The organism is Methylobacterium sp. UNC300MFChir4.1, assembly GCF_900110155.1.
Lineage (GTDB): Bacteria > Pseudomonadota > Alphaproteobacteria > Rhizobiales > Beijerinckiaceae > Methylobacterium.
The window spans coordinates 152,411-172,259 of record NZ_FOCS01000008.1 but is presented as its reverse complement, the minus strand read 5'-3'; the positions used below and the strand labels follow the sequence as shown (position 1 = coordinate 172,259).

The following is a 19,849-nucleotide window of genomic DNA, read 5'->3' as shown; positions in this document are numbered from 1 at the left end:
GCGCCCGCGCGGGCGGTCCCGCCGGCACGGTTTTTCGGTGTTTCGGATAATGTATTTCTGGTCCGCCGCTGTATTTATTCGACAAACGTCGCGCACATGCTGGCGTGCGGTGTAAATCTGGCTTGACACCCCGTCGGGCGCCGGTAGCCTCCCGTCATGACCGCTACGCCCGCCCCGAGCGCAGTCATCGAGCTGCTGAAGCCGCTCACGTGGTTCGCGCCGATGTGGGCCTTCGCCTGCGGGGTGATCTCCTCGGGCCAGCCGGCCAGCGGCCAGTGGCCGGTGATCGCCGCCGGCATCCTGCTGGCCGGCCCGCTGGTCTGCGCCACCAGCCAGGCCGCCAACGACTGGTTCGACCGCCACGTCGACGCGATCAACGAGCCGAACCGGCCGATCCCCTCCGGGCGGATCCCGGGCCGCTGGGGGCTCTACCTCGCGCTCGCCTGGACGGCGCTGTCGCTGGCGGTGGCCGCCGCGCTCGGGCCCTGGATCCTCGGGGCCGCGCTGTTCGGGCTGGTCCTGGCCTGGATCTACTCGGCGCCGCCGGTGCGGCTGAAGCGGAACGGCTGGTGGGGCAACGCCGCGGTGGCGCTCTGCTACGAGGGGCTGCCCTGGTTCACCGGCGCCGCCGTCATGGCCGCCGCCCTGCCCGACCGGCGGGTGCTCCTGGTGGCGCTGCTCTACGCGGCCGGGGCCCACGGCATCATGACCCTCAACGACTTCAAGTCCGTGGAGGGCGACCGCCGGATGGGGCTGCTGTCGCTGCCGGTGCAGATGGGCTCCGAGCGCGCCGCGCGCTTCGCCTGCCTGGTCATGGCCCTGCCGCAGGTGGCGGTGATCGCGCTCCTCGTCGGCTGGGAGCGCTACTGGCACGCCGGCCTCGTCGCCGCGCTGCTCGCCGGGCAGTTCGCCCTGATGGCCCGGTTCCTCGAGAATCCCCGGGAGCGGGCGATCTGGTACAACGGCACCGGCACCACCCTCTACGTCCTCGGCATGCTGGTCTCGGCCTTCGCGCTGCGCCCGCTGGTGGGAGGGGCGTGATGGCACCGGACCCCGGCGCGGGCCTCGGCTGGCCCCAGATCGTCCGCCTCGGCCTCGTCCAGACCGCGCTGGGCAGCGTCGTCGTGCTGATGACCGCCACCCTCAACCGGGTCATGGTGGTGGAATTGGCGCTGCCCGCCCTCGTGCCGGGCCTGCTGGTCGCCCTGCACTACGCCGTGCAGGTCCTGCGCCCGCGCTGGGGCTACGGCTCCGACCGCAGCGGCCGGCGCACCCCCTGGATCGTCGGCGGCATGGCGGCCCTCTGCCTCGGCGGGTTCGGCGCCGCCTGCGGCACCGCGCTGGCGGCCGAGAGCCTCGCCCTGGGGCTGGCGCTCGCCGCCCTCTCGTTCCTGTGCGTCGGCATGGGCGTCGGTGCGGCCGGGACCTCGCTCCTCGTCCTGCTCTCGGGCGGCGTCGCGCCGGCCCGGCGGGGCGCGGCCGCCACCGTCGTCTGGGTGATGATGATCGTCGGCTTCGCCGTCACGGCGCCGCTCGCCGGGCACTTCCTCGACCCGTTCTCCGGCCCGCGCCTCGTGGCGGTGTCGGGCACGGTCTCGCTCGTCGCCTTCTGCGTGGCGGCCCTCGCGGTCGCCGGCGTCGAGCGCCGCCTGCCGGTCCGGGCTCCCGAGCCCGCGGAGGCGCGCCGCCCGTTCTTCACCGTGCTGGCCCACGTGCTGGCCGACCCCGTGAGCCGGACCTTCACGATCTTCGTCTTCGTGTCGATGCTGGCCTACAGCGCCCAGGAGCTGATCCTGGAGCCCTATGCCGGCCTCGTCTTCGCGATGAGCCCCGGCGCCACCACCAAGCTCGCCGGCCTCCAGCACGGCGGCGTGCTCGCCGGCATGCTGCTGGTGGCGGCGGTGACGCTCCTCGCCCGCGGCACCGTCCTCGCCTCCCTGCGGCTCTGGATCGGGATCGGCTGCGCCGGTTCGGCCGCCGCCCTCTTCGCCCTGGCGAGCGGCGCGGCGGCGGGATCGGACTTCCCCCTGCGCGCGACGGTCTTCGCCCTCGGGGTGGCCAACGGCGCCTACGCGGTCGCCGCCATCGGCTCGATGATGGCGCTCGCCGGCCGCGGCGACGCGCGGGAGCGCGGCACCCGCATGGGCGTCTGGGGCGCCGCGCAGGGCGTCGCCTTCGGGGCCGGCGGCTTCCTCGGGGCCGTGGCGGTCGACGCCGTCCGGCTGATCACCGCCGAACCCGTCCAGGCCTACGCGGCGGTCTTCGCCGCGGAAGGGCTGCTGTTCCTCGTCGCGGTCGTCCTGGCGGCGCGGCTCGAACCCGCTCCGGCACCGGACACGGTGCCGCTCGATCCTGCCTTCAGCGCGAGGTGAGGCCATGGCCCGGTTGGACGATGGCGGCCCCGGCCGCGACAGCTACGACGTCGTCGTGGTCGGCGGCGGGCCGGCCGGCGCCACGGCGGCGACCGACCTCGCCCGGGCCGGCCACGCGGTGCTGCTCCTCGACAAGCCCGGCCGGATCAAGCCCTGCGGCGGCGCGATCCCGCCCCGGCTGATCCGGGACTTCGCGATCCCGGACGCGCTCCTGGTGGCGAAGATCCGGTCCGCCCGGATGGTGGCGCCGAGCGGCAAGGCCGTCGACATGCCGGTGGGCGAGGGCTTCGTCGGCATGGTCGACCGCGAGCACTTCGACCCGTGGCTGCGCGAGCGGGCCGCGGCGGCCGGCGCCGACCTGCGCGCGGCGGCCTACGACCGGATCACTCGGCCCGACGACGGGCCGCCGCTGGTCCACTTCACCACCGGCGCGGGGGCCGGCCTCGCCCGCCACGCCGTCCGGGCCCGCCTCGTCCTCGGCGCCGACGGCGCCTGCTCGCCGGTCGGCCGCGCGGAGGTGCCGGGCCACGCCAGGATGCGGCAGGTCTTCGCCTATCACGAGATCCTGCGGGTCCCGGAGGCCGGCGCCCCCGGGGCCGGGTCTGTCGACGCCACCCGCTGCGACGTCTACTACCAGGGCCGCCACTCGCCGGACTTCTACAGCTGGATCTTCCCCCACGGGGACACGCTGAGCATCGGCACCGGCAGCGCGCGGAAGGGGTTCTCGCTGCGCTCCTCGATCCGGGCCCTGCGCGCCGCCACCGGCCTCGACCACGCCGAGACCGTCCGCCGCGAGGGGGCGCCGCTGCCGCTGAAGCCCCTGAAGCGCTGGGACAACGGCCGGGACGTGCTGCTCGCGGGCGACGCCGCGGGCGTCGTCGCGCCGGCCTCCGGCGAGGGGATCTACTACGCGATGCTCGGCGGCCGGCTGTCGGCCGAGGCCGCCGCCGCCTTCCTGCGGACCGGGGACGCGCGCGCCCTCGCGGGCGCGCGGAAGCAGTTCATGAAGCTGCACGGGCGCGTGTTCTGGATCCTCGGGATGATGCAGTGGGTCTGGTACCGCAGCGACGGCCTGCGCGAGCGCTTCGTCTCGATCTGCCGGGACAAGGACGTCCAGCAGCTCACCTGGGACAGCTACATGAACAAGGAGCTGGTCCGCGCGAAGCCGGCCGCCCACGCGCGGATCTTCTTCAAGGACCTCGCGCACCTGTTCCGCTGGGTCTCGCCGTGAGCCTCGCCGCCGCCGATCTGGGACCGCCCGCGGTGGCGGCGGTCGCCGCCGTGCTGGTGGCCGTGGCCGGCGGCCTCGCGACCACGACGGACACGTGGTACCGGCGCCTGCGGGTCCCGGCCTGGAAGCCGCCGGACTGGGCCTTCGGCCCGGTCTGGGCGGTGATCTTCGCGCTCACCACCACGGCCGGCGTGCTGGCCTGGAACGGCGACGCCGACCCCGTCGCCCGGGGCGTCCTGCTGGCCGCCTACGCGGTGAACGGGGTGCTCAACATCGCCTGGAGCGTGCTGTTCTTCCGGTTCCGCCGGCCCGACTGGGCGCTGGCCGAGGTCGCGGTCCTGTGGCTGTCCATCGCCGTGCTGGTGCTGGTGACCGGCCGGGTCTCGGGCGCGGCGGGGCTCATGAACCTGCCCTACCTCGCCTGGGTCAGCGTCGCCGCCTGCCTGAACCTGCGGATCGTCCGCCTCAACGGGCCGTTCGCGGAGCCCGCCTGATGGGGGCGCTCCTCGACCCGGTCCTCGGCCCCGCCTTCGCGTCGGGCCGGATCGTCGACGGGATCCTGCTGCTCGTCGCCCTGGAGGCTCTCGCCCTCGCGTGGCTCGCCCGCCGGGGCGGCCCGCCGCTGCCGTCCCTGCTGGCCAACCTCGCCTCCGGCGCCGCCCTGATGCTGGCCCTGCGGGCGGCGCTCGTGGGGGCCGGCTGGGTCGCGGTCGCCGGGTGGATGCTCGCCGGGCTCGTCGCCCATCTCGCCGACCTCGGCCTGCGGGTCCGGGCGGCCACGGCACAACGCCGCAGCGCGGCGCCGGCCGGAACAACGCCCGCGACGGCCGCGTTCACGCGCGTCACAAGTTTCAAACAGCTCTAAAATCGGGATGGGAGACGCGGCATGCAGCGCACGAGAGCCCTCTCCTCCGGCCGCGCGGCCCCGACGCGGCTGGCCCCGATGCGGGCCGCCCCCTTCCTCGCGGGCCTGCTCCTGGCCGCGCCGGCGCTGGCGCAGGACGGCTCGGCCGACCAGATCGAGCGCGGCAAGTACCTCGTGACGATGGGCGACTGCGCGGCCTGCCACACGGCGCCGGGCGGCAAGTACCTCGCCGGCAACTACGCGCTGAACATGCCCTTCGGCGTGATCATGACCCCCAACCTCACCCCCGACAAGGAGACGGGCCTCGGCAACTGGAGCTACGCCGACTTCGACCAGGCGTTCCGGCACGGCTACAGCAAGAACGTCGGCTACCTGTACCCGGCCTTCCCGTTCGCGTGGTTCACCAAGGTCACCGACGAGGACACCAAGGCGATCTGGGCCTATCTCCAGTCGGTCCCGGCCGTGAACGAGAAGCGGAAGGAGAGCCAGATCCCGTTCCCGTTCAGCGTCCGCACGGCGCTGGTGACGTGGCGGACGGCCTTCTTCACCGAGGAGCGCTTCAAGCCCGACCCGAAGGCCAGCGCCGAGGTGAACCGCGGCGGCTACCTCGTGGAGGGGCTCGGCCACTGCGCCATGTGCCACAACGAGAACAAGCTCGTCGGCAACTCGAGCTTCGCGGGCCGGTTCGGCGGCGGCGTGATCGACGGCTGGTACGCCCCCAACATCACCCCGGACGGCCACCAGGGCATCGGCGCCTGGACCGACGAGCAGGTGGTGACCTACCTCAAGACCGGCACCGCCCCGGGCGACCGGCCGGGCGTCGCCGCCGGGCCGATGCGCCAGACCATCATGGAATCCCTCTCCAAGGTGAAGGAGGAGGACCTGAAGGCCATGGTGGCGTACCTGCGCACCGTGCCGGCCAAGCAGACCTACAAGCCGAAGGACCTCACGGCCTTCGACACGCCCGACGCGCCCGGCGCCTCCACCTACCTGACCTACTGCTCCTCCTGCCACCAGCCCGACGGCAAGGGCATCGAGGGCGCGGTCCCGGCGCTCGCCGGCAACACCTCGGTCCAGTCCGAGGGCCCCGAGACGGTGCTGCGGGTGATCTACGGCGGGCTCGGCGCCCAGAGCGGGCTCGCCCCGATGGTGGCGATCGGCCAGCAGATGACCGACGTCGAGGTGAGGAACGTCACCGACTACATCCGCAATTCCTGGGGCAACAAGGCGCCGGTCGTGACCGGCGAGAAGGCCTCGGAGGCGCGCGCCGCCACCAAGACCATGCTGGCCGGCACGGCGCCCTGCGCGGAGATCGAGCAGGACAAGCTCAAGGCCGCCTTCGACAAGATCGGCATCCAGGAGAGCCTGAAGGGGTTGAAGCAGCAGGACTTCGTCCCGACCCTCGCCCGGCTGGTGCAGCAGGTGAAGGCGGAGCCGACCGGGGTCACCGACGACGACATCGTCAACGGCCTGACCACGGCCTTCTGCAAGGTCGGCCGCGACGACCCGCAATACGGCAACCCGAGCTGGCCCGCGGTGATCGGCACCTTCGCGAACGTCGCCTACAGCCAGGTGAAGCACCCGGAGAAGCAGGCCGCCAACGTCCCCTCGGCCACCACGCCGCCGGCGAAGAACTGAGGCGCCGCCCCGCGGCCCCGGCCTGCCGGGGTCTTCGGGGCCGGTTCGGGGTCAGATCGGGCGGAACGGATAAAACCGTGTTTCGTTGGAGCCGGGACGTGCCGACCTCACGCCCGGAGTCCCCGTGTCCAGCCTCGTCCGAATCCTGCTCGCGATCTTCTTCCCGCCGATCGCCGTGCTCGTCACCACGGGCTTCGGCCTTCAGTTCCTGCTGAACATCCTGCTGTGGATCCTCGGCTGGCTGCCCGGCACGGTCCACGCCCTGTGGCTGATGAACCGCGACCGGCCGCTGGTCTGAGCCGTCAGGGCTTCCGGCCCTCGGGCTCGCCCTTCCGGAGGGCGGGCTTCTCCACCTTCGCGTCGGCCTTCGACTCACCCTTGCCCTCGACCTTCGCGGTCTTCACCGCGTGGGCCCTGGCGGCCTTCGGCGCGACCGTCTCGGCGGCGTGGGCGACCTTCGCCGGCTCCGGCGCCGCGGGCACGACCGCGGCGGCGACCGCCGGGGCCGCGGGCGCCGCCGGGGCCGGCTTGTCCTTGGCGAAGAGCTGGCCGAACAGCTTCTGGTAGCTGCTCGCATCGCCGTCCGCGTCCGCCACCGCGATGCGGGCGGGCTTGTCGGGCAGGGCCGCCGTGGTCTCGACCTGCGCGCCGGGATCGGCGCGGTTCGCCATGAGCGTCGTGGGCGTCGTGGGCGCCGCTGGCTCCCGCCCGTGCCCCTTGCCGCCGGCCTTCGCGGCGCGGGTCGCGGCCGCCGGCTCGGCGCCGGCCAGCATCGTGGGCTGGCCCTTCGGCGCGAGCTCGATCTCCTGCGGGCCGGCCGCCAGGGTCTCGGGTCGGCTCACGTCGCCGAGATTGTGACGGCCGTACTCCTTGGCGTCGTAGGGCAGGACCGTCTCGGTGCCGCCGAGGCTCGCGAAGGCGCTGGCGTTCTGCGGGCGGAAGACCGGGTTCTGGCCGCCGTCCTGGTAGACGACCCGCACCGCCGGCGTGCCCTTGGCGACGAGGTCGGCGACCGCGTGCGTGTCGCGCGCGCTCTTCTCCGCGACCAGCGGGTCGACACGGGGCTTGCACGAGCCGGCGGCCGCGTCGGCCCCGCCGAACACGTACTTGGTCCCGCACTGGCCGATCTTCGGCTCCTCGTGCAGGGCCTCGAAATAGTCGGACCCCTCCTTGAGGTTCTGCCAGAAGGCGATGTTCGGGTCGTTGCGGAACTTGGCCATGTTCTCGGCCGTCATCCGGAACGGGTAGGACTGGAACTGGAAGCTGCGCTGGCCGCCGATGAACGCGTCGCGGGCGACGGCGTAGATCTCCGCGATGGTGGCGTCGGTCATGGCGAAGCAGCCCGCCGACGAGCAGGTGCCGTGCACCATCAGGTACTTGCCGGTGCGCCCGTTGGCCCGGTCGACGGCGTTCGGGAAGCCCGTGTCGAACGAGAGGTAGTACGACGAGTTCGGGTTCATCAGGCCCGGGGTGATCGTGTAGAAGCCCTCGGGCGCCTGCCGGTCGCCCTCGCGGGTCTTCGGCCCGAGCTGGCCGGACCAGCGGCAGATCGGGTAGGTCTTCAGGAGGGCGTAGCGGCCGTCGCTCCCCCGCTTCCAGATCTCCATCTCCGCCTCCTTCTTGAAGGTTCGGATCAGGATCGGGTCGGAGGGCTGCATCCCCTTGGACTGCATCAACGCGACGGTCTGGGGGGCGATCGGCGCGAGGCTGCGCGCGCTCGGGCCGTTGATCCCGGAACCGTCCTGGCAGGCGGCGAGCGACAGGGCCAGCAGGGACGCCGCCGCCAGCAGTCGCGCGGTCGCGAGACGCGCCGTCATGGGGAACCTCGATCGTCTTACGCGCGCCCGCGGGCCTTGCTGGCCGCGTCGGGTGCCACTCCCCAACCCAATAGGCTCGTTAAGCTTGCGCCTTCCTTACCGCAAGGACCCGGCTGCAACACTGGATTGTTCTCGGGTGTGGAGAGCCCGCGCATGCGCGCTATCCACAGCGCGCCGCGGCGGGGTCGCGAGACGGCGCCGTTCGAGCCGCAGGGCCGCGCGGCGATCCATGCTGTGCTCGTGCGCGGTCCCGCCTGCGATCCGGCCTGCCGGCCCGGTGCGCGGACCGGTGGACTCCCTGGCGGAGCGGACGCGTGCGACCGCGCCGGGCGCCCAACTTTGAGCTGCTTGCCTCGGTGGGATGAAGGCGCCACGTTCGCGGAGGCTGCCATCCGGATTCGGCCGATCGACCCGGACGGCCCGAACACGCGAACGTCGCCCATGACGGCCCTCTCGCTCGACACGCACGCCCTCGTCCGTCGCCTGCGGGCGACCGGCCTGTCCGAGGATCAGGCCGAGGCGATCACCGCGGCGATCCGCGAGAGTCGGGATTCCGATCTGACGAACCTCGTCACCAAGACCGATCTGGCCGAAGCGAAGTTCGACATCATGAAATGGGTGATCGGCTCGATCGGCTTCCAGACGATCGTCATCGTCGGCGCGATCGTTGCCCTGTCGCGCGCCGCGCATTGACGGCCGCCCCGGGAGCCGACCGGCCGCCGCCCCGCAACGTCGCCCCCTGGCGCCCGCTCAGCCGAACAGGACCGGCCGCCGCGCCGCCTCGGCGCGGATGATCGCCACCAGCGCCGCGTCGTCGGCCGGGTCGGCGAGCCGCAGGCCGACCGGCTCCGAGGGCGTCTGCACGGTGAGCCAGCGCAGGGTGGGCCGGAGGTCGAGCGCCTCGACCACCGCCATGCGCGGGTACCCGGTCTCGAGCTGCACGAAGGTCAGGTGGTTGCGGCTGGCGCGCTGCCCGAGCAGGTCGTCGATCGCCTCGACCACGTCGCGGGGCGTGTGCAGATGGGTCATCATCCAGAGGCGGTTGTCGGTGCCCTGCGTGTCGAGGGCCCGGCGCAGCCGGCGCACGCCCTCGGTGAGGAAGGCGTAGTCCGCCTCGCTCGTCGCCGGGTCGTGGTGGTTGAACACGCACTCGAGGCCGTGCCGCTCCCGGTAGAGGCGGTGGCGCCCCCGCCAGATGCCGGGGCCGCGCCGCTCGGCCTCCGGGATGCTCTCCAGCTGGCCCCGGTCGACGAGCGCGGCGAAGTCGTCGGCGAGGCAGTCCCGGGCCATGCCGGGCATGGAGAAGATCCAGTCGAGGGGCCCCGACCACTGGCGCAGGTCGAGCGTCTTGAGGACGTGCGCCATCTGGCAATTGCAGCCCAGGGAGACGTGGTTGTGCCGGCCCGGCTCCCGCGCGTCGCGCCGGCCGAGCAGCCGGCCGAGCGCGCCGAACAGGCCCCCCGTCGCCCCGGGCTCGCTCACAGGGTCCGGCCGATCGCCAGGAACTTCTCGGCGCGCCGGTCGCGGACCTCGACGGGCGAGAGGCCGTCGAACTGCGCGAGGGCGTCGGCGATGGCGTCGCCCGCGGCCCGGATCGCCGCCTCGCGGTCGCGGTGCGCCCCGCCGGTGGCCTCCGGGATGATCGCGTCGATGACGCCGAGCCGCAGCAGGTCCTGGGCGGTGATCTTCATGGCGGTCGCGGCGTCCGACGCGCGGCCCTGGTCGCGCCACAGGATCGAGGCGGCGCCCTCCGGCGAGATCACCCCGTAGATCGCGTGCTCCAGCATCAGCACCCGGTTGGCGGTGGCGAGCGCGATCGCGCCGCCCGAGCCGCCCTCCCCGATCACCACGGCGACGTTGGGCACGCCGAGCGCGAGGCAGGCCTCGGTCGAGCGGGCGATGGCCTCGGCCTGGCCGCGCTCCTCCGCCTCGATGCCCGGATAGGCGCCGGCGGTGTCCACGAAGGCGAGGACCGGCAGACCGAACCGGTCGGCGGTCTCCATGAGCCGGACCGCCTTGCGGTAGCCCTCGGGCCGGGCCATCCCGAAATTGTGGCGCAGCCGCGCCTCGGTCGTGGCGCCCTTCTCCTGGCCGAGCACCAGGACCGGCCGGCCGCGGAACCGGCCGAACCCGCCTAGGATCGCCTCGTCCTCGCCGAAGCTGCGGTCGCCGGCCAGCGGGGTGAACTCGGTGATCAGCCCGTCGCGGTAGTCCACGAAGTGCGGCCGCTGCGGGTGGCGGGCCACCTGGGTCTTCTGCCAGGGGGTCAGATTCGCGTAGATCTCGGCGAGCGCCTGGCCGGCCTTGGCCTCGAGCCGGCCGACCTCCTCGGCGATGGAGACCGCGCCGTCGCGCGCGCTCACGGCGCGCAGCTCCTCGAGCTTGGCCTCCAGCTCGGCCACCGGCTTCTCGAAGTCGAGGTAGGTGCGCGTCACCGCCATCGTATCACAGGTCTTCCCGGGGTCCGCCGCGCGAGAGGCGGCGGGCGCGAGGTGTTGGCGATGGCGGGGATGGTGTCAACCGGCGGCGTGGCGGAAGCGCCCCGGGTCCGGGCCGGTGAGGGCCGCGTCAGGCCGCGTCAGGCCGCGTCCAGCGCCTCCCGGGCGATCCGGCGGCAATGCTCCAGGTAGCCGCGCTGGTGCGCGCCCATCAGGTCGGTGACCACCGACCAGAGCCAGCCGGGGGCGTCGGGGCCCGGGCCCGGCGCCCGCACGGCGTCGATCCAGGCCCGGCGGTCGGCCGCGCCCATCTGGCGGCCGTGGGCCCGGCCCAGGATGGCGGCGAGGTGCCGGGAGACGCGGACCGCCTCGCCGCGGGAGAACTGCTCGGCGTCGATCTTGAGATCCTGCGGCAGCAGCTCGCGGACCGTGACGGGCGTGCCGCCGATGTGGCCGGCGACCATCCGGTCGCCGAGGTTGGGCGACAGCGCCCGCGCCCCCGCGACGACCCGCGCGGCGTGGTCGGGCGGCACCGCGATCCCGGCGGCGGCCGGCGCGAGGTGCGGCACCGCCTCCTTGACGTCGAGGAGGGCGAGGTTCGGACGGTCGCCGCCCAGCACCTCCACCAGGGCGGCGTAGCGCAGACGCCCGAGGGAGCTGCAGCCCTTGATCCAGTAGGCGGCGTCGAGCAGCCGGATCTCGGCGTCGTCGGCCGCGCTGCCGAGCGCCAGGACGAGGCGGCGGATCTCCGGATCGCGGATCAGCGCCGTCAGCGCGTCCTGCTCGTCGGCGTCGAGGTCGAAGAACCGGCTGCCCCGCGGGAGCCGGGCGGCCTTGCCCTTCAGGCGCTCGCGCGAGAGGTGGCGCCAGCGCCGGCCGAGCGCCCGCCGCTTCGTCGTGACGACGATCTCGGACGGGTCGACGCCCCGCTCGGCCCCCTCGGGATCGGCGATCCCGTCGGCGTAGCCGTCCGCCATGGCGTCCATCATCCGGGCGGTGACGATGCCCGGCAGGGTCGCGTTGAGCGCCGCGGTGACCAGGGAGAGCGCGAGCCGGACGAGGTCGAAGGCCGGGTTCGCCACCACGGTCTGGTCGAGGTCGCGGATCTGGATGTCGATCCCGCCGTCCGGGCCGGCGAGCGCGCCGAGATTGCCGAGATGCGCGTCGCCGCAGATCCAGACGGGCGGCCCCTCGGGCAGGGTGCCGGCCGGCATCCCGGCGAGCAGCTCGTAGAACCGCGCCGTGCTGCCGCGGACGTAGGCGTGCGGCGAGGACGCGATCTTGCACAGGCGGCGGTGGTTCAGCACGCTCGCGTCGCGGCCGGATCGTGCCGGTACCTGCATGTCCATGGGTTCGGTCCCGCGCGCCGCTCCGCCGGCCTCGACGGGCCGACCGGATCCGATAACACGGCGAGGCCGGCCTTTTCATCCGCGCGCGCGGGCGCGCGGATTGACGCGGGGACGCCTGTCAGGCCGCCTGCGACTCGACCCGGTTCCGGCCCGCCGCCTTGGCCCTGTAGAGGGCGAGGTCGGCCCGGCGGAGCATGTCGGCGGGGCCGAGATCCTCGCCGCGGCGCACGGCGACGCCGATCGAGACCGTCACCGACACGGTCCGGGTCGCCCCCTGCACGGTGAACGGCACCGCCTCGACGCGCTCGCGGATGCGCTCGGCGATGCCCTGCGCCTCGACGAGGCCCGCCTCCGGCAGGATCACCACCACCTCCTCGCCGCCGTAGCGCGCCACGATGTCGATCGGCCGCGTGTGCTGGCGGACCCGCTCGGCGAAGCCGCGCAGCACCTCGTCGCCGGCCTCGTGGCCGAAGCTGTCGTTGATCCCCTTGAAGTGGTCGATGTCGAGGATCAGCGCGGCGAGGCTCGCCCGGCGGGCGGCCTCGTCGCCGAACAGGGTGCCGAGGTGGCTGTCGAGGTAGCGCCGGTTGTGCAGGCCGGTGAGCGCGTCGGTCACGGCCATCTGCAGGGAGGCCTGCATCGCCCCCCGGAGCGCGTCGGTGAAGCGCTTGCGCTTCACCTGGGTGCGGACCCGGGCCATCAGCTCGTTGCGGTCGACCGGCCGCATCAGGAAGTCGTGCACGCCGAAATCGAGCCCGCGGACCACCCGGGCGCGGTCGTACTCCTCGGCGAGCATGATCAGCGGCATCGCCCGGGTCCGGTCGAGGGACCGGAGCTGGCTGCACAGGCGCAGGCCGTCGAAGCCGGTGAGGTCGAGGCTCACGAGGGCGAGGTCGAAGGACTCCTCGGCGGCGAGGCGCAGGGCCTCCTGCGGGTCGGGCTCGACCGTGACCACGTGGTGCTGGCGCAGGGCCCCGGCGAGGCGCTCGGCCGAGCCGGCCCGGTCCTCGATCAGCAGGATCCGGGCGTCGAGGCCGGTCTCGGCGGTGGCGAGCGCCAGGGGATCGCCGATCCCGAACTCCCGGGAGGCGAGCGCGCGCTGGCGCAGCTCGTCCGTCACGGCCTTGAGCCGCACGAGGCTGCGCACCCGGGTGAACAGGGCGGTGTCGTCCACCGGCTTGGTCAGGAAGTCGTCGGCCCCGGCGTCGAGGCCGCGCAGGCGGTCGGCGGGCTGGTCGAGGGCCGTGACCATCACCACCGGGATGTGGGCCGTGAGCGGGTTGTTCTTGAGGTGCCGGCAGACCTCGAACCCGTCCATGCCGGGCATCATCACGTCGAGCAGGACGAGGTCGCAGAGGCCCTTCTCGCAGATCGCGATCGCGTCCCGGCCGTTCATGGCCGCGAGCGTGTCGAAATATTCCAGGCCGAGCTTCGTCTCCAGAAGCCTGACGTTCGGGAACAGATCGTCGACGATCAGGACACGGGCCGACATGGTTCCTCGTGCGGGCGCGGGTGAGCGGCCCGGACCGGGCGCCGTGTGCCGTGGGGGCGCGCCGCCGGTCGGCCGCCGGGGCCGGGGCGGACACGACGGGACGGACGGTTGAACCGGTCACCCGGCCCGGCGCGGCCGGGGGTCCGGTTCAACGGCACGCCTCGCCGGCGTCAACGCGGTTCAAGATAGGCCCGAACCGTTGCCAAAAACTTCGCGACCGAGATCGGCTTCGACAGGTAGGCCTCGCAGCCGCCCTCGCGGATCCGCTCCTCGTCGCCCTTCATGGCGAAGGCCGTGATGGCGATCACCGGGATGCTCTTGAGGTCGTCGTCCTCCTTGAGCCACTTCGTCACCTCGAGGCCGGAGACCTCGGGGAGCTGGATGTCCATGAGGATCAGGTCGGGGTGATGGGCGCGCGCCAGCTCGATCGCCTCGATGCCGTGGGCGGTCTTGAGCGTCGCGTAGCCGTTCGCCTCCAGGAGATCGTTGAACAGCTTCATGTTCAACTCGTTGTCCTCGACGATCAGCACCGTCTTCTTCATGATCCGTTGTCCCGGTGCGCGCCGATCATGATTAGCGGGCCGTGAAGCCCCTCCGTCACCTTTGTAGCGTTCACATGTTGATGAATGGCAAACCTCTTCAAGGGCATGAGTCGGCCGAACGGCTCGCCCTGGACGTTCTGTTGTGGATCGCTGGGGACGACGACCGTCTCCTGCCCTTCCTGGCGGCGAGCGGCCTGAGCCCCGACACGCTCCGCGCGAGCGCCCGGGAGCCGGCCTTCCTGGTCGGCGTCCTCGACCACGTGATGGGCGACGAGAACGTGCTGGTCGCCTGCGCGAACGGCCTCGGGATCAAGCCGGAGCGGATCGCCGCGGCCTGGCAGGCGCTCTCGCCGCGGCCGGACGACGCGTGGGCGTGAGGCGGGGCCTCAGGGCGTGCAGCCCTTGCCCGCCTCCCTGTCGGCCCGCCCCGCCTTGGCGTCGATGTCGAGGGCGGTCATGTCGCCCAGGATGGCGAAGTCGCCGTAATCGAGCTTGAGCGCGCCGCTGACGCCGTTCTCGTAGAGGTCGAAGCCGAGGGTGTAGATCGGCGTCCGCTCCCCGGCGCCCTCGGTGTAGTAGCTGAGGCGGACCGGCCAGCGCGGCATGGTGGCCAGCGACCCGTCGCGCAGGGGCTTGTCGCGGGTCGAGCCGGAGGCCGGGGCCGGGCCGGTCGCGGCGTGGCCGATCACCGCGAAGGTGTCGTAGACCTTCCGGCCGTCGTCGGAGCCGTCGAAGACCTTGACCGCGAGGGTCGACTGGCCGGCCCGCGCCGCCTCGATCAGGCGGCGCATGTGCTCGCTCGGGAACAGGACCGGCCCCTCCACGGTGAACGGCTTGGGGCCGCCCTTCAGCTTCACCGTCAGGGCGTCGCCCTGCTCGGAGGCGGTCCCGTCCACGGGGGCGGCGGGCTTGTTGTTGGTGAGCGTCGTCGTCTTGAACCGGAACTCGCGCCCCTGCCCGCCCTCGAAGGTGGTGCTGCGCATGTCGGACAGGCGCGCGCCGGTCTCGCCGGAGGACAGCTCCGTCACCTGGCGGGTCTGCATCGTGTAGCCGCGGCAGGCGTCGCCCCGGAAGTCGATGACGATGCGCCCGCGGGCGCTCTCCACCGAGCGGGTGCCGCCACCCTCGGCCAGCGACAGGTCGTAGACCGCGCGGTGGTTGGCGAGCACGATCTCGGGCGCCGGCGGCTTGGCCTCCGGTTCGGGCGCGGCGGGCGGGGCCGCGCGGGTGGGCCCGGCGCAGACGAGAAGACCGGCCGTCAGCAGTGGGAAGAGGCGCAGGCGCATGGACAACCCCGGTTCGGTCCGCCGCAGATAGCAGGCTCAGGGAATCGGGCAATGCTTGGGCCGCCCCCGAACCGCCGGGTACCCGCGCCGGACGGCGCACCGATCCGCCCGCGTCCGCCCTACCGGTAGCCCTCGGCCTGGAGGGCGAACAGCTCGGCGTAGCGGCCGCCCCGCGCCATGAGGGCGGCGTGGCTGCCCTCCTCCAGGACCCGGCCGCCCTCCAGGACGAGGATGCGGTCGGCCATGCGCACGGTGGAGAAGCGGTGCGAGATCAGCACCGTCGTCCGCCCGGCCGACAATTCCCGGAACCGGGCGAAGACGTCGTGCTCGGCCCGGGCGTCAAGGGCGGCGGTCGGCTCGTCCAGGATCAGGATCTCGGCCTCGCGCATGTAGGCCCGGGACAGCGCGACCTTCTGCCACTCGCCCCCGGAGAGGTCGAGGCCGCCGGCGAAGCGCTTGCCCAGCGGCTGGGCGTAGCCCCCGGGCAGGCGCTCGATCACCGGGGCCGCGAGCCCGCGGGCCGCCGCGGCCGCGATGCGGTCCGCGTCGTCGGCGGCCGCGATCCGGCCGACCGCGACGTTCTCCCCGGCGGTGAGGTCGAAGCGGACGAAGTCCTGGAAGATCGCCCCGATCCGCGCCCGCAGGTCGTCGAGGTCGTAGGCGGCCAGCGGCACGCCGTCGAGGAGCACGCGGCCCTCGTGCGGGTCGTACAGCCGGGTCATCAGCTTGACGATCGTGGTCTTGCCGGCGCCGTTGCCGCCGACCAGCGCCACCGTCTCCCCGGCCCGGACCGCGAAGGAGAGGTCGCGCAGCGCCCAGGCCTGCGTGCCCGGGTAGCGGTAGCCGACCCCCTCGAAGACCAGCCCGGAGCGGATCGGGCTCGGCACCGAAACGGGCCGCGCGGGCGAGCGGATCTGCGGCCGGATCGCGAAGAAGGCGTAGAAGTCCTCGAGGTACTGCGCCTGGCCGGTGATCTGGGTCAGCCCGAGGAGCAGCCCCTCCAGGCCGCCGCGCAGCCGCTGGAACGCGCCGGCCAGGAAGGCGAGGTCGCCCACCGAGAAGGTGCCCGCCACCGTCCGCCAGACGATCACCGCGTAGGCGGCGTAGTAGGCGAGCGTCCCGAGACTCGCGAAGGCGAAGCCCCAGCCGGCCCGGGCGACCGCGAGGCCGCGGTTCTCGGCGAGCAGCCGCCCCGCCACCGCGGCGTAGAGCCCGGTGACGTAGCCCGCGAGGCCGAAGAGCTTGATCTCCTTGGCGGTCTCGACGCTGGCGCCGAGGTAGCGCAGGTAGTCGATCCGCCGCCGCTCGGGGCTGCGGATCCAGGCGAGGCGGTAGCCGGCCTTGGTGAAGTGCCACTCGTTGAGCACCGCCGGGACCAGGGCGGCGGCGATCAGCACGACGAGCCAGGGCGTGAAGGCCGCGACCCCGACCGCCAGGGTCGCGAGGGTCAGGAGGCCCTGCAACTGGCCGAACACCGTGCCGATGAGGCCGGTGCGGCCGCTGACCTGCCGGCGGGCCCGCTCCAGCCGGTCCTGCTGGGCGCTGTCCTCGAACTGCGCGAGGTCGAGCTCGGCGGCGTGCGCCATCAGCCGCAGGGAGGCCGCGTTGGCGTAGAGGTCGCCGATCAGGGTCTCGACGAGGCTCGAGAGCCGGCCGGTCAGGTCCGAGAGCAGGGCGAGGCCGAACTCGGCGGCGACGAGGCCGGCGAGCCGCGCCCGGCCGGGATCGGCGAGCCACGAAGCGAGCCCCGCCTCCGGCGCCGGCCGGGCGTGCTCGGCCACGATCCCGTCGAGGATCAGCTTGGCGAGGTAGAGGGTCAGGACCGGCAGGCAGGCCGCCACGAGGCGCAGCGACAGGCTCGCCGCCAGCAGGCGCGGGCTCGCGGCGGCGATCTCCCGGAACAGGGTCGGCAGGTAGCGCAGGGCGCCGACGCGCGCGCCCAGGCGCTTGCCGAGTCGCTCACCCAGCCGCCGACGCAGTCCCGCCCCCGGCCGCGGTGCGGGCCCGCTCATACCCTGGGGATGACCCGCCGGGTTTCGGGCGTGGATTGGACGACGTGCAAGGATATCATTAACTGTAGATGCATATAGTTTTAATCCTCGTCGAGTGGTGCGTGCTCAGCGGTCCTGCAATCCTCAGAGTTTCGGTTCTCCTCATCATTGCCGGCATCCTCGCGGCGGTGGTGCAGGCCCTGCTGCCGAGCCCCGCGCCCGGACCGGCGATTCCGCCCGCGTCCGCTCCGGAAACACCGGCGGCCCCCCAGCCCTCGGCGACGGTCCGGCGCGTCGAGCCGCCTCCTGCGGCTCCCGCGGCGCCGCCCGCCCCGGCCGCTCCGTCCGCCCCGCCCGCGGCGGTCGAGCCCGCCCCCGCCCCGTCCGGCGGCGCTCCGGCGCCGACGCAGATGCCCTCCGACGCGACGGCCTTCCCCGCCGAGCCGCTCCCGCGGGAGGCGCAGCCCGAGCCGTCGGCGCAGGAGGCGGCCGGTCAGGCCGAGGTCGACCGGGCGGAGGACAGCGCCGGTCCCCGGGCCCTGGCCATCCTCGATCTCAACACCGCCTCGGTGGCGGATCTCAATCACCTGCGCGGCGGCGGCGCCATCGGCCGGGCGATCGTCGCCAAGCGGCCCTACACGTCGGTGGAGCAGCTCCTGTCGAAGCGCGTGCTCAGCCGGTCGGTCTACGAGAAGATCAAGGATCAGGTGACTGTGCGGTGACCGTGCGGTGAGCGGCCCCGCGCCCCGCTCCGGCCCGCTCCGTCTTGCGGCGTCCGAGGATATAAATTAGCGCTGTGCGGGATATCCCAGGGGGCCGCGCATGCCGCTCTACGTCAAGGATCCGCAGGTCGACGCCCTCGCGGCCCAGCTCATGGCGTTGCTGGGCACGAGCAAGACCGACGCGGTGCGCCGCGCGCTTCAGAACGAGATCGCCCGCCAGACGAACCGGCCCGATCTCGTCGCGCGGACGGCCGACTTCGTCCGTGCCCTGCACGAGCGTGCCGGTCCGGACCGGAAGCCCGCCGACGCGGCGTTCATCGACGGTCTGTACGAGCGCACCTGAGGCGGGACCCGATGTTCGTGGATGCGTCGGCCCTCACGGCGATCCTCACCGACGAGACGGATGCGGCCGCCCTGGCGGCCCGGCTTCAGCGGGCGCTGCGCCGCGTGACGTCGCCCCTGGCGGTCTGGGAAACCGGCGTGGCCGTGGCGCGCCACCTCGATCTCCCGGTCCCGGCCGCCCGCGAGGCGGTGCACGCCTATCTCGACCTCGCCGGCATCGAGATCCTGGCCGTCCCGCCGGAGGCCGAAGCGGGCGCGCTGGACGCCTACGACCGCTTCGGCAAGGGCCGGCACCCGGCCGGCCTGAACTTCGGCGACTGCTTCGCCTACGCCTGTGCCCGCGCCCACGGCGTCCCGCTGCTCTACAAGGGCAACGACTTCCCGCTCACGGACATCGAGACCGCTTGAGGCCGACGGTCCGGGCTCGGGACAGGCGGGGCGCGGCGGGCGGAAGACCGCCGCCGCGCGCCCTCAGATCTTCGTGCCGAAGATCTCGGCCACCTGCGGGATGTCCTTGTCGCCGCGGCCCGACATGTTGAGCACCATGAGGTGCTCGGCCGGGCGCTGCGGCGCGAGCTCCAGGATCTTGGACAGGGCGTGGGCCGGCTCCAGGGCGGGGATGATCCCCTCCAGCATCGAGCAGAGCTTGAACGCCTCCAGCGTTTCGGAATCGGTCGCCGACAGGTAGGTGACCCGGCCCATCTCGTGCAGCCACGCGTGCTCGGGGCCGATGCCCGGATAGTCGAGGCCCGCCGAGATCGAGTGCGCGTCGGCGATCTGGCCGTCCCCGTCCATCAGCAGGTAGGTGCGGTTGCCGTGCAGCACGCCCGGCTTGCCGCCGGTGAGTGAGGCCGCGTGCAGGCCCGACTGGACGCCGTGGCCCGCGGCCTCGACGCCGAAGATCTCGACCTCGCGGTCGTCCAGGAATGGGTGGAACAGCCCCATGGCGTTCGAGCCGCCGCCGATGCAGGCGACGAGGGAATCCGGGAGCCGGCCCTCCTGGGCGATCATCTGCTCGCGGGTCTCGCGGCCGATCACCGACTGGAAGTCGCGGACCATGGCCGGGTACGGGTGCGGGCCCGCCACCGTGCCGATGCAGTAGAACGTGTCGGCGACGTTGGTGACCCAGTCGCGCAGCGCCTCGTTCATGGCGTCCTTGAGGGTCTTGGTGCCGGATTCCACCGGGATCACCTCGGCGCCGAGCATCTTCATGCGGAAGACGTTGGGCGCCTGCCGGGCGACGTCGACCGCGCCCATGTAGACGACGCACTTGAGGCCGAAGCGCGCGCAGAGCGTGGCGGTTGCGACGCCGTGCTGCCCGGCGCCGGTCTCGGCGATGATCCGCGGCTTGCCCATGCGGCGGGCCAGCAGGATCTGGCCCAGCACGTTGTTCACCTTGTGGGAGCCGGTATGGTTCAGCTCCTCGCGCTTGAAATAGACCTTGGCGCCCTGCCCCGCCGGCGCCTTGGCGCGCAGGTGCTCGGTGAGGCGCTCGGCGTAGTAGAGCGGGCTCGGCCGGCCGATATAGTGGGTGCCGTAGCTCTCCATCTCGGCCTGGAAGGTCGGGTCCTGCTTGGCCGCGTCGTAGGCTGCCTCCAGCTCGAGGATCAGCGGCATCAGCGTCTCGGCGACGAAGCGGCCGCCGAAGATGCCGAAGCGGCCGCGCTCGTCGGGGCCGGTGCGGAAGGAGTTGGGCTCGGGGGCGATGGTCACGGGACGGATCCTGCGCGCGCGTGTCGATCTGTTGCCGGGTGCCTAGACCCA

At 73.2% G+C, this 19,849-nt stretch carries 21 protein-coding genes; 12 read left to right on the top strand and 9 right to left on the bottom strand.

The genetic code is table 11. The features are described 5' to 3' along the window. Window positions 1-156 precede the first annotated feature (156 nt). The 7 genes from chlG to BMY19_RS13510 all read left to right on the top strand — a co-directional run bounded on the left by chlG (window position 157) and on the right by BMY19_RS13510 (window position 6,404). Window positions 157-1,041 (top strand): chlorophyll synthase ChlG, encoded by an 885-nt coding sequence (gene chlG / locus BMY19_RS13540; protein WP_091682495.1) that lies wholly within the window; start codon window positions 157-159, stop codon window positions 1,039-1,041. After that, window positions 1,041-2,372 carry a BCD family MFS transporter gene (locus tag BMY19_RS13535; protein ID WP_100252026.1) on the top strand — a complete coding sequence of 444 codons (1,332 nt, stop codon included), beginning with the start codon at window positions 1,041-1,043 and terminating at the stop codon, window positions 2,370-2,372. The genes chlG and BMY19_RS13535 overlap by 1 nt, the downstream gene beginning before the upstream one ends. Window positions 2,373-2,376: 4 nt before the next feature. After that, the gene (locus BMY19_RS13530; protein WP_020095243.1) at window positions 2,377-3,603 is read left to right on the top strand and encodes a geranylgeranyl diphosphate reductase; all 1,227 of its coding nucleotides are present in this window, start codon (window positions 2,377-2,379) and stop codon (window positions 3,601-3,603) included. Continuing rightward, window positions 3,600-4,097, top strand: a complete 498-nt coding sequence (locus BMY19_RS13525) for a TspO/MBR family protein (protein ID WP_020095242.1) — start codon at window positions 3,600-3,602, stop codon at window positions 4,095-4,097. The genes BMY19_RS13530 and BMY19_RS13525 overlap by 4 nt, the downstream gene beginning before the upstream one ends. Continuing rightward, window positions 4,097-4,468 (top strand): hypothetical protein, encoded by a 372-nt coding sequence (locus tag BMY19_RS13520; RefSeq protein ID WP_020095241.1) that lies wholly within the window; start codon window positions 4,097-4,099, stop codon window positions 4,466-4,468. Before BMY19_RS13525 ends, BMY19_RS13520 begins: the two co-directional genes overlap by 1 nt. 78 nt (window positions 4,469-4,546) lie before the next feature. Then, on the top strand, window positions 4,547-6,106 hold the full coding sequence (locus tag BMY19_RS13515) for a cytochrome c (protein ID WP_244534916.1): 1,560 nt from the start codon (window positions 4,547-4,549) through the stop codon (window positions 6,104-6,106). A gap of 124 nt (window positions 6,107-6,230) precedes the next feature. Next, complete coding sequence (locus BMY19_RS13510; RefSeq protein ID WP_012318839.1) at window positions 6,231-6,404, top strand: YqaE/Pmp3 family membrane protein; 174 nt, start codon at window positions 6,231-6,233, stop codon at window positions 6,402-6,404. A gap of 4 nt (window positions 6,405-6,408) precedes the next feature. Here the strand turns inward: BMY19_RS13510 and BMY19_RS13505 are convergent, their stop codons facing one another. Next, window positions 6,409-7,923 carry a L,D-transpeptidase family protein gene (locus tag BMY19_RS13505; RefSeq protein WP_100252024.1) on the bottom strand — a complete coding sequence of 505 codons (1,515 nt, stop codon included), beginning with the start codon at window positions 7,921-7,923 and terminating at the stop codon, window positions 6,409-6,411. Window positions 7,924-8,364: 441 nt separating this feature from the next. Between BMY19_RS13505 and BMY19_RS13500 the strand changes: the two genes are divergently transcribed. Next, entirely contained in the window at window positions 8,365-8,616 is a 252-nt protein-coding gene (locus BMY19_RS13500; RefSeq protein ID WP_020095238.1) for a CCDC90 family protein, read from the top strand. 57 nt (window positions 8,617-8,673) lie between these two features. Here BMY19_RS13500 and BMY19_RS13495 read toward each other — a convergent pair whose 3' ends face one another. The 5 genes from BMY19_RS13495 to BMY19_RS13475 all read right to left on the bottom strand — a co-directional run bounded on the left by BMY19_RS13495 (window position 8,674) and on the right by BMY19_RS13475 (window position 13,744). Next, window positions 8,674-9,405 (bottom strand): DUF1796 family putative cysteine peptidase, encoded by a 732-nt coding sequence (locus BMY19_RS13495; RefSeq protein WP_100252023.1) that lies wholly within the window; start codon window positions 9,403-9,405, stop codon window positions 8,674-8,676. Further along, window positions 9,402-10,364 (bottom strand): acetyl-CoA carboxylase carboxyltransferase subunit alpha, encoded by a 963-nt coding sequence (locus BMY19_RS13490; protein ID WP_020095236.1) that lies wholly within the window; start codon window positions 10,362-10,364, stop codon window positions 9,402-9,404. Before BMY19_RS13490 ends, BMY19_RS13495 begins: the two co-directional genes overlap by 4 nt. Before the next feature lie 137 nt (window positions 10,365-10,501). Then, window positions 10,502-11,710, bottom strand: a complete 1,209-nt coding sequence (locus BMY19_RS13485; protein WP_091925984.1) for a DUF2252 family protein — start codon at window positions 11,708-11,710, stop codon at window positions 10,502-10,504. A 118-nt stretch (window positions 11,711-11,828) separates the two neighbouring features. Next, on the bottom strand, window positions 11,829-13,202 hold the full coding sequence (locus BMY19_RS13480; protein ID WP_100252022.1) for a PleD family two-component system response regulator: 1,374 nt from the start codon (window positions 13,200-13,202) through the stop codon (window positions 11,829-11,831). Window positions 13,203-13,372: 170 nt separating this feature from the next. Further along, complete coding sequence (locus BMY19_RS13475; protein ID WP_007560977.1) at window positions 13,373-13,744, bottom strand: response regulator; 372 nt, start codon at window positions 13,742-13,744, stop codon at window positions 13,373-13,375. A 74-nt stretch (window positions 13,745-13,818) separates the two neighbouring features. On the opposite strand from BMY19_RS13475, the gene BMY19_RS13470 reads away from it, so the two are divergent. After that, window positions 13,819-14,121 (top strand): DUF3572 domain-containing protein, encoded by a 303-nt coding sequence (locus tag BMY19_RS13470; RefSeq protein WP_307188484.1) that lies wholly within the window; start codon window positions 13,819-13,821, stop codon window positions 14,119-14,121. Between the two features lie 9 nt (window positions 14,122-14,130). Here the strand turns inward: BMY19_RS13470 and BMY19_RS13465 are convergent, their stop codons facing one another. Both BMY19_RS13465 and BMY19_RS13460 read right to left on the bottom strand, forming a co-directional pair. Beyond that, window positions 14,131-15,030 (bottom strand): cell envelope integrity EipB family protein, encoded by a 900-nt coding sequence (locus BMY19_RS13465; RefSeq protein WP_020095232.1) that lies wholly within the window; start codon window positions 15,028-15,030, stop codon window positions 14,131-14,133. A gap of 119 nt (window positions 15,031-15,149) precedes the next feature. Further along, window positions 15,150-17,042 (bottom strand): ABC transporter ATP-binding protein, encoded by a 1,893-nt coding sequence (locus BMY19_RS13460; RefSeq protein ID WP_100252021.1) that lies wholly within the window; start codon window positions 17,040-17,042, stop codon window positions 15,150-15,152. 389 nt (window positions 17,043-17,431) lie between these two features. Here BMY19_RS13460 and BMY19_RS31780 point away from each other — a divergent pair, with 389 nt between their 5' ends. From BMY19_RS31780 to BMY19_RS13445, 3 genes are all read left to right on the top strand, one after another. Further along, on the top strand, window positions 17,432-17,743 hold the full coding sequence (locus tag BMY19_RS31780) for a helix-hairpin-helix domain-containing protein (RefSeq protein ID WP_207904145.1): 312 nt from the start codon (window positions 17,432-17,434) through the stop codon (window positions 17,741-17,743). Window positions 17,744-17,843: 100 nt separating this feature from the next. After that, window positions 17,844-18,086 (top strand): type II toxin-antitoxin system VapB family antitoxin, encoded by a 243-nt coding sequence (locus BMY19_RS13450; RefSeq protein ID WP_056523954.1) that lies wholly within the window; start codon window positions 17,844-17,846, stop codon window positions 18,084-18,086. An 11-nt stretch (window positions 18,087-18,097) separates the two neighbouring features. Beyond that, window positions 18,098-18,493 (top strand): type II toxin-antitoxin system VapC family toxin, encoded by a 396-nt coding sequence (locus tag BMY19_RS13445; RefSeq protein ID WP_012318852.1) that lies wholly within the window; start codon window positions 18,098-18,100, stop codon window positions 18,491-18,493. 63 nt (window positions 18,494-18,556) lie between these two features. Here the strand turns inward: BMY19_RS13445 and trpB are convergent, their stop codons facing one another. Then, window positions 18,557-19,798: a tryptophan synthase subunit beta gene (trpB, locus tag BMY19_RS13440; protein WP_100252019.1), complete on the bottom strand. Its 1,242-nt coding sequence runs from the start codon at window positions 19,796-19,798 to the stop codon at window positions 18,557-18,559. Window positions 19,799-19,849 lie beyond the last annotated feature (51 nt).